The 8659-nt window shown below is 71.5% G+C and carries 5 protein-coding genes; 4 read left to right on the top strand and 1 reads right to left on the bottom strand.

Annotation, left to right across the window (positions count from 1 at the left end; all coding sequences use genetic code 11):
* Positions 1 to 155 precede the first annotated feature (155 nt).
* Both FNH08_RS36995 and FNH08_RS36990 read left to right on the top strand, forming a co-directional pair.
* The gene (locus FNH08_RS36995; RefSeq protein WP_152775911.1) at positions 156 to 1070 is read left to right on the top strand and encodes a LysR family transcriptional regulator; all 915 of its coding nucleotides are present in this window, start codon (positions 156 to 158) and stop codon (positions 1068 to 1070) included.
* 298 nt (positions 1071 to 1368) lie between these two features.
* Entirely contained in the window at positions 1369 to 2769 is a 1401-nt protein-coding gene (locus FNH08_RS36990) for an amino acid permease (protein ID WP_228034579.1), read from the top strand.
* 46 nt (positions 2770 to 2815) lie between these two features.
* On the opposite strand, the gene FNH08_RS36985 is transcribed toward FNH08_RS36990, so the two are convergent.
* Entirely contained in the window at positions 2816 to 3751 is a 936-nt protein-coding gene (locus FNH08_RS36985; protein WP_152775909.1) for a LysR family transcriptional regulator, read from the bottom strand.
* Positions 3752 to 3920: 169 nt separating this feature from the next.
* On the opposite strand from FNH08_RS36985, the gene FNH08_RS36980 reads away from it, so the two are divergent.
* Positions 3921 to 6938: an FAD-binding and (Fe-S)-binding domain-containing protein gene (locus FNH08_RS36980; protein ID WP_322726098.1), complete on the top strand. Its 3018-nt coding sequence runs from the start codon at positions 3921 to 3923 to the stop codon at positions 6936 to 6938.
* A complete protein-coding gene (locus tag FNH08_RS36975; RefSeq protein WP_322726097.1) occupies positions 6931 to 8079 on the top strand; it encodes a Glu/Leu/Phe/Val family dehydrogenase in 1149 nt (382 codons plus the stop codon). Before FNH08_RS36980 ends, FNH08_RS36975 begins: the two co-directional genes overlap by 8 nt.
* Positions 8080 to 8659: the final 580 nt, after the last annotated feature.

Here is an 8659-nt window from a genome sequence, read left to right as displayed (position 1 = left end):
GAGGGAGAGGGGGAGGGAGAGGAGGAGCTGGACAAGGGCCGTCCTTCCAGAGAAGTGGAGAAGGGCGCTGATCAGCTGGCTGCCCGTCATCGTGACGCAACCAAACCATTGACGTCCATGAACAGTTTGTGCGTCCGATCTATTAGGTTCTCTATATGGACTGGACGAGTTCACAGCTGCGCTCGCTGGTGGAGCTGACCCGGCGCGGCACCATCACCGCGGTCGCCCAGGCCCTCGGATACACCCCCGGCGGGGTCTCCCAGCAGATCGCCGCGCTGGAGAAGGCCACCGGCATGGAGCTGCTGCGGCGGGTGGGCCGGCGGGTGGAACTGACCGACGCCGGGCGGACCCTGGCCCGGCACGCCGAGCGGATCCTGTCCACGGAGGCCGAGGCCGTGTCGGCACTGGAGCGCAGCCGGGGCGAGGTCTCCGGAGTACTGCGGGTCGGCCTGTTCGCCACGGCCGCCGCCGAGATCCTGCCGCTCGCCCTGCGGCGCGTGCACGAGACCCACCCCGGGCTCGACGTGCACAGCCGCGACATGGACGTGGACGAGGTGTACGACGCCGTCGCCTCCGGCGCCATGGACCTGGCGCTCGGCCTGGACTACCCCGACGTACCCATCCCCCGCGACCCCGCCCTGCGGGTGACGCAGCTGTACCGGGAGCGGTTCTCCCTCGCCGTGCCCACCGGGTCGATGGCCGGCCGCGAGGAGATCTCCCTGGCCGACACCCAGCACCTGCGCTGGATCCTGCCGTGGGCCGACAGCTACTACGGCCGCGCCGTGCGCACCGCCTGCCGGCGGGCGGGCGTCGAGCCGGACGTACGGCACGAGGTGACCGACACCGCGGCCACCCTGGCGCTGGTCGAGGCGGGCATCGGGGTGAGCACGGTGACGGATCTGATGCTCAGACTGCGCGCCTCGCGGTTCGACGTGGTGCGGCTGCGCGAGACGGTCGAGCGGCACATCGTCGTGGTGTTCCGCTCCTCCGCGGAGGGCCGGCCCACGGTGGCGGCCCTCCTCGACGTCCTGCGGGCGGTGGCCGATTCCCGGCGTGACACCCCGGGGTAGCGCGGGTCTCTCAGAGGTTTCCCTTGCTCTTCGGCGAGGGTGCGCCAGCGTTGCTTACTCTCAGGGACGCAAGTTGTCGCGCTCCGCCCCCTTCTGCGGACCGGGATCCTGCGTGATGGTTTCGGGCCAGTGGTGACCCCCGCCACGACAGCGGCCCCGCGGGCCGCCGTTGCCTGACAGGGAGCGAGCGATGTCCCCCGCCCACACCCCGAAATCCTCTCTTCCCCCCTTGCTGGGAAGAGGTCCGCAGGGAGTCTTCCGGCGAACACTCCCCTCCGAACAGCCGACCGGCGAGCGCATGGTGCGCACCCTCGGCCTCACCCAGCTGACGATGATCGGCATCGGCGCCATCATCGGGGCGGGCATCTTCAGCCTCGCCGCGGCCGTCGCCCGGGACGTGGCCGGTCCCGCCGTACTCATCTCGTTCCTGGTGGCCGGGGCCGCGTCCCTGTGCGCGGCCTTCGCCTACGCCGAGTTCGCCGGCATGGTGCCGAAGGCCGGCTCGTCCTACACGTACTGTGCCGCGGTCCTCGGTGAGCTGGTCGGCTGGATCGTCGGCTGGGACCTGCTCCTCGAATACACGGCCATCGTCGCCGTGGTCGCGATCGGCATGTCGGGCTACCTCGGGTTCCTGCTGAACTCGGTCGGCCTCGACCTGCCGACCTGGGCGCTGGGCGCCCCCGGTACCGGGGCCGGCCACAAGGTCGACCTGCTCGCCATCGTGATCTGCCTCGGGGTGGCCTGGCTGCTGACCCGCGGCACCCGCACGTCGGCCCGGGTGGAGACGGTGCTGACCATCATCAAGATCGCCATCGTGCTGCTCGTGATCGTGGTCGGCTTCACCAAGGTCAACACCGACAACCTGTCCCCCTTCGCGCCCTTCGGTCTGAGCGGCGCGTTCACCGGGGCGGCGACGGTCTTCTTCGCCGTGTTCGGCTACGACGCGCTCAGCACCGCCGCCGAGGAGTCGGTGGAGGCCCGCAAGAAGCTGCCGAAGGCGATGATGATCTCGCTGGCGGTCTCCATGGGCCTCTACGTCCTGGTCTGCGTCGTGCTCACCGGCCTTCAGAACTACAAGGAGCTCAACCCGAGCAGCGGTATCTCCAGCGCCTTCGCGAGCGTCGGGCTGAACGGGTTCGCCAACCTCATCGCGGTCGGCGCCGTCATCGGCATCGTCACCGTGACCTTCTCCTTCATGATGGGCGCCTCCCGCCTGTGGTACGCCCTCAGCCGGGACGGCCTGATGCCGGCCTGGTTCGGCGCCATCCACCCCAAGCGCCGGGTTCCCCACCGCGCGACCTGGGTCATCGGCGTCGTGTCCGCGGTGCTGGCCGGCGTGCTGCCCATCAACGCCGTGGCCGAACTCACCAACATCGGGGTCCTGTTGGCGTTCGTGGTCGTCTCCGCGGCCGTCCTGGTCCTGCGCTACAGGAAGCCCGACCTCAAGCGCGGCTTCCGCTGCCCGGGCATGCCCGTCGTGCCGATCCTCGGCATCCTCTTCTCCGTCTGGCTCATGTCGTTCCTGAAGTGGGAGACCTGGTTCCGACTCGGCATCTGGCTGGCCGTCGGCCTGGTCATCTACGCCGCCTACGGCTACCGCCGCACCCGCCAGGTCATGCCCGGCGACTCGGTCGACCTCGACGCCCTCAACGAGATGCCGGACTCGGACGAACCGGAGGGGCGGCTCGCGCCTCTTTAGGGGCGCGGGGAACTGCGCGACCAGCCCCCACCGGCCCGCAGGTTGATTACCGTGCTTCCTGCGGCTCGGCCGGGTGCAGAACCGGATGCAGAAACGGCTCACCCACCGGCACAGCACGCCGCAGCGACTCCAGCATCGTGGCCAGCAGCGGATTACTGTTCTCGCTCCGGTGCAGGGCCATCACGGAGCGGTACGCGGAGCGATGGGTGAGCCGCGTGGCCACGATGGTGTCCGTCGGCGCGTGGCCGAGCGCCGGGACCACCGCCACTCCGAGTCCCGCGGACACCAACTCCCGTACGACGTCGTAGTTGTTGCTGCGGAAGGCGACCGCGGCCTCGAACCCGGCCGCCGCACACAGCCGTACGGTCGACCGGCCCCCGGCGGTGCCCTCCCGGCTGGTGATCCAGCGGGCCCGCGACAGCTGGGGGAGCTGCGCGCTCAGGCCGCTGTCACGGGCGCGGAGCAGCACGAGGTCCTCCCTCAGCAGCCGGTGGTGGGTCAGACCGTCGGGCCATGGGCGGGGGCTGAGTCCGTACTCGTACACCAGGGCGATGTCCAGGTCGCCGTCGCCGAGTGCGGCGGCCAGTTCCTCGGGCTCGCCCTCCTCCAGCTGGATCTGGGCACGGGGGTGGCTGTCGACGAACGCCGACAGGGCGGACGGTACGAGCCTGACGCCGGCGGTGGGAAAGCTGCCCAGCCTCAGTCGGCCGGTGACACCGGTGGCCAGCTCCTGTACCTGGTGATCGAGGTCGTCCAGGGCGGCGAGCGCGTGATCACTGAGGTCGACCAGGCGGTGGGCGGCGGCCGTCGGACGGATCCCATGAGCCTCGCGCTCGAACAGGACCAGTCCGGTCTCCTTCTCCAGGGCGGAGATCTGCTGCGAGATCGCCGACGCGGTGTAGCCGAGATCGCGGGCCGCGATCGCGAACGACCCGCTGCGGACGACGGCCCTCAGCGTGAGCAGGTGCAGTGGCTTCAGCAAGACGGCCTCCTCACAGGGGAGACCAGCGTAAGCACCACGAGCACAAGCATCCCTTGCTCTGGAGTATCAATTCTTTCGCTCTGCTGTCCCTTGTGGCGGCCCCGCCCGGCCCACATCGTGGGGGAGGAACAGGGCGAACGCGTCTGGTGGGCAAGGAGGACCGAGCACAGTGACCACGACAGCGCCGGGCCGCGGCGGCCGCGCCGGCCTCGATGCGGCGGCTGTGTCCGAGGCCCTCGCTCTAGGGGACTGCGGAGAGGTCGCCGGTGACGCAGGCAGGCGGGCACAGTACTCGGCCGACGCCTCCAACTACCGCCGGGTCCCGCTCGCCGTGGTCTTCCCCCGCGAGCGGCGGCACGTCCTCAACACCCTTGCCGTGTGCCGCCGCCTGGGGGTGCCGGTCACCTCGCGCGGGGCCGGCACCAGCACCTCCGGCCAGGCGGTGGGAGCGGGCGTGGTGCTGGACTTCTCCCGCCACTTCAACCGGCTGCTCGCGCTCGATCCGCAGGCCGGGGCCGCCACGGTGCAGCCGGGCATCGTCCTGGACGATCTGCAGAAGGCCGCCTCCGCCCACGGCCTGCTGTTCGGCGCCGACCCGTCCACACACAGCCGCTGCACGCTCGGCGGCATGATCGGCAACAACGCCTGCGGATCGCACTCCCTGGCCTGGGGACGAACCGCCGACAACGTCCTGGAACTCGAGGTGGTCACCTACCGGGGCACGGTGGTCCGGCTCGGTGAGATGACCCAGCGGGAGATCGACGAGGCCGTCGCCGTCGGAGACGACCGCGGGCAGCTGATCGCGTCCCTGCACCGGCTCGCCCGGAACAACCTGGCGACGCTGCGTACGAAGCTGGGCCGGTTCCCGCGGCAGGTGTCGGGCTACGCGCTGGAGCACCTGCTGCCCGAGCGCCGCTTCAACCTCGCCCGGGCCCTGGTCGGCAGCGAGGGCACACTCGCCGTCGTCCTCTCGGCGACCGTCCGCCTGATCTCCCCGCCCCCCGCCCGGGCCCTGGTGGTCCTCGGCTTCCAGGACACCGGCGCCGCTGCCGACGCCGTACCCGCCCTGCTGGAGCACCGGCTGCTGGCCCTGGAGGGACTCGACCAGGCGCTGACCGACATCGTCACCCGCCCCAGGACCCGCGCGGCGATCGACAGCCTGCCCGCAGCCCGGGCCTGGCTGTTCGCCGAACTCGGCGCCGCATCCGATGAGTCGGCGGATACGCTGCCCCTGCGCGCCACCGAACTCGCCGAGACAGCCCGGCAGACCACCGGCTTCACCGGCAGTGAGATCGTCACCGACCCCGCACGCGCCCGTCGGCTGTGGCGGATCCGTGAGGACGGCGCCGGCCTGGCAACGCGCACGCCCGACGGCGCGGAAGCCTGGCCAGGCTGGGAGGACGCGGCCGTCCCGCCCGACCGACTCGGCTCCTATCTGCGCCAGTTCACCCAGCTGCTCACCCGGCACGGCTTGCAGGGCGCGGTCTACGGCCACTTCGGCGAGGGCTGCCTGCACGTCCGTATCGACTTCGACTTCACCACCGAAGAGGGCACCGCCGTCTTCCGCGCCTTCGTCACCGACGCGGCCGGGCTCGTCACCGCGCACGGTGGCTCCCTGTCCGGCGAACACGGCGACGGCCAGGCCCGCTCCGAACTGCTGCCGCTCATGTACGGGCCCGAAGTCATCGCCCTGTTCGAGGAGTTCAAGGAGATCTGGGACCCCGACAACGGTCTGAACCCCGGCATGATCGTGCGGCCGCTGCCGGTCGACGGCAACCTGCGCGTCAGCCCGCACCGCGAGCCGCTCCCGCTCGCCCCTCCCTCAAGAGGGTTCGCCTTCCACGCCGACGACGGCGACTTCGCCAAGGCCACGCGCCGCTGCGTCGGCGTCGGCAAGTGCCGCGCCGCCGCCCACCGTGGCGACGTCATGTGCCCCAGTTACCGGGTCACCCTCGACGAGAAGGACTCCACCCGAGGCCGCGCCCGCCTGCTGTACGAGATGACCCAGGGCGAGGTGATCACCGACGGCTGGCGGTCGACCGAGGTCCGCGACGCCCTGGACCTGTGCCTGTCCTGCAAGGGGTGCAGCGCCGACTGCCCGGTCGAGGTGGACATGGCCACGTACAAGTCGGAGTTCCTGTACCACCACTACAGGGGGCGTCTTCGGCCCGTCTCGCACTACACCATGGGCCGGCTGCCGCGGCTGTCCCGCCTGGCGGCCCGGATGCCGCGACTGGTCAACTCCCTCACCGCCTCCCGGCTGGCGCCGCTCGTCAAACGGCTCGGCGGCATCGACGGCCGGCGCGAGATCCCCCGCTTCGCGGACGAGACCTTCCTGACCTGGTTCCGCCGCCGCACTCCGCGGGGCGAGGGCGGTCGCGGCCCGGTGCTGCTCTGGGTCGACTCCTTCAACAACCACTTCACACCCGAGGTCCTCCGGGCCGGGGTCGCCGTGCTGGAGGACGCCGGCTTCCGCGTCCAGGTCCCGGACGGCACTCAGTGCTGTGGACTGACCTGGATCACCACCGGCCAACTCGGCACGGCCCGGCGTATCGCGCGGCGCACGACCAACGCGCTCGTTCCCGTGGTCGAGTCGGGCATGCCGGTCGTAGGCCTTGAACCCAGCTGCACGGCAGCGCTCAAGACCGACCTGCCCGAGCTCCTCGACGGCGACGGCGACGGCGACCGCGACGACCAGGCCCGTGCCCGCGCCCTCGCCGAAGCCACCCTCACCCTGGCCGAACTCCTCGCGCGCCGGGCCCCCGACTGGCAGCCCCCGCGCATCGACGCCCACTCGATCAGCCAGACCCACTGCCACCAGCACGCGACCTCCGGCTTCGGCGCCGACAGCGAGCTGCTGCGGCGCATGGGGGTGGACAACACCACGCTCGCCTCCGGGTGTTGTGGCCTGGCCGGTAACTTCGGTTTCGAGCGGGGTCATTACGACGTCTCCGTCGCCGCGGGCGAGCAGGTCCTGCTCCCCGCCGTACGCTCCGCCGCCCCCGACACGCACGTCCTCGCCGACGGGTTCAGCTGCCGCACCCAGATCGCCCAGCGGACCGACCGCACCGCCACCCACCTCGCGCAGCTCATCGCGCGAGCCCTGCCTGCCGCCACCGAGCCTGCCGCGACCGAGCCTTCCGCCACCGAGCCTTCCGCGACCGACAAGGAACCCACCTGTGACTGACGCACTCTCCCTCGTCGACGACTGGGGCCCGGAGAAGATCGTCGTCGTCTCCCACCGCCGTACCGGCATGAAGGGTGTCCTGGTCATCGACAACACCGCCCGGGGCATCGGCAAGGGCGGAACCCGTATGAGCCCCACGGTGACCGTCACCGAGGTGGCCCGCCTCGCCCGGGTCATGACGTGGAAGTGGGCGAGCGTCGACCTCTTCTACGGCGGCGCCAAGGCCGGCATCGTCGCCGATCCGGCCTCCCCCGACAAGGAGGCCGTCCTGCGGGCCTTCGCCCGCGCCCTGTCCAACGAGGTGCCCCGCGAGTACGTGATGGGGCTCGACATGGGGCTGACCGAGGACGACGCCGCCGTCATCCAGGACGAGCTGGGCGACCGCGGTGCCGCCGTCGGCACCCCCGAGCACCTCGGCGGCGTGGCGTACGACAAGCTCGGCGTCACCGGCTACGGGGTCGCCGAAACCACGGACGCCGCGGCCGGGCGCCTGGGGCTGCCCCTGGCCGGCGCCCGCGTCGCCATCCAGGGCTTCGGCGCCGTCGGCAGCGCGGCCGCCCGGCGATTCGCCGAACTCGGCGCCACCGTCGTGGCGGTCTCCACAGCCCACGGGGCTCTGCACGACCCCACCGGACTGGACGTCGACGACCTCCTGACGGCCCGCGAGGAGCACGGCGACGACTTCGTCACCCTCCCGGTCCGAGGCACCACGCTCGCCTCCGGCGCGGAACTCACCGTGGACTGCGACATCCTGGTGCCCGCCGCACTCCAGGACGTCATCGACCACACCAACGCGCACGAGATCAAGGCGCGGCTCGTCGTGGAAGGCGCCAACCTGCCCACGTCTCCGGACGCCCGGACGATCCTCGCCGGGCGCGGCGTCACCGTGCTCCCCGACTTCGTCGCCAACGCCGGAGGCGTCGTCGCCGCCGCTTTCGCGATGGACGCCCGTTACTCCGGCTTCCGGCCCGACACCACCGCCATCTTCGAGACCGTCTCGACCAGGCTGCGCGCCAACACGCTCACCGTCCTCGAAGAAGCCGAGCGCCAAGACGTCACCCCACACACCGCAGGCCGTGCCCTGGCCGAGGACCGGGTCCGTACGGCGATGCGGAGCAAGGGACGTATTCCTCGCCACTGACACGCCCTGGAGCGGGTGACGAGAATCGAACTCGCGCCGGTCGCCGCCGCGTCAGGGTCTCTGTCGCCGCCGGGCCTGCGCCGGTGGATCAGTGCAGCGGTGCGCCGGGGTCAGCCCGGCTCGTCGGCGTGGGCGCGCTGTGCCTGGGTGTGGCTGGTGGTCAGCCAGGGCGACTCGGTGGCGTGCCCTTTAACGACATGCTGCGCTGCTCGTCACAGCGGAAGGTGCGGCGCAGCAACTGCGCCACCCGTTGGGCGACGGCGGGGTCGGCGGCCATGATGCGGACCTCGGCGGCGGGTCGATTCGTGCACGGATGGCACCGGTGTCCTCCGTGCGTCGGGCGACAGGGCCTCAACGCCTCGTGGCGGTCGGCTTCTTACGGACTGAGGGCGGTGTTCATGGCGGTCGGATCCTGACGGTCAGTCGGCCGGGAGCAGCGGCCCGTCGTCCCACGGGCCGACGGCGCAGGTGGTGAAGAACAACAGCACGGCCCTGCGCGGGTCGGGCTCCTGCCGCAGGCCGACGAGGGGGAGGCCCCGTGCGGCACCGGGCTTCCGGCTCGGGCGAAGACGGGAGGGAC

The sequence above is a fragment of the Streptomyces spongiae genome (assembly GCF_009377185.1).
Classification (GTDB): Bacteria; Actinomycetota; Actinomycetes; order Streptomycetales; family Streptomycetaceae; genus Streptomyces; species Streptomyces spongiae.
The sequence above is the reverse complement of the archived record's forward strand: the minus strand, read 5'-3'. Positions and strand labels throughout refer to the sequence as shown.

What these genes read in the sequence shown, in the direction of transcription:
- FNH08_RS36995 (WP_152775911.1), top strand. Translation starts at nt 156, where the DNA reads ATGGACTGGACGAGTTCACAGCTGCGCTCGCTGGTGGAGCTGACCCGG.
- FNH08_RS36990 (WP_228034579.1), top strand. Translation starts at nt 1,369, where the DNA reads ATGGTGCGCACCCTCGGCCTCACCCAGCTGACGATGATCGGCATCGGC.